1 protein-coding gene is annotated in these 425 nt (G+C 60.2%); it reads right to left on the reverse strand.

The window, feature by feature from the left end:
- A partial coding sequence (locus tag P0D89_RS54110) for a contractile injection system protein, VgrG/Pvc8 family (RefSeq protein WP_408379848.1) occupies positions 1-425 on the reverse strand: 425 nt, incomplete at both ends.

Here is a 425-nt window from a genome sequence, read left to right on the forward strand (position 1 = left end):
TGTATTTGTCCGGGCTGCAAATGCGGGCAGAGAGCGTGCCCGAAATGCGAGCCCAATTTTCCGGTTCAAGTCGAAGCCGGAAACGCCGGTCAGCGGGAATCGCCTTGAAGCTGTTCGAATAGGACGCATCGCGCGCGCCGCTGTGCGTGACTTCGATGATGACCATGCCTTTCGGCGCATCGGGCAGGACAATATCGGTCTCCAGCACATACGCGCACTGCAACGCGAGGACATTGCTCTCACCCTCGTAAATGACCTGTCGTGCGATGGCCGCCTCATGCCGAAGCTGTGCCTCCCACCGCGCGCCCGCCTGGTCGAGGTGATGCGTGCCGTAAATGTAGGGCTGGCCGTAGGTTGTCGAATCGCCAGGCGCAACGTTGGCCGAATCCCGATATCGCTCCCATGCTGACTCAGGGTTGTAGTCT

Origin of the sequence: Paraburkholderia sp. RL18-085-BIA-A, assembly GCF_046027075.1 — a bacterium.
Taxonomy (GTDB): domain Bacteria; phylum Pseudomonadota; class Gammaproteobacteria; order Burkholderiales; family Burkholderiaceae; genus Paraburkholderia.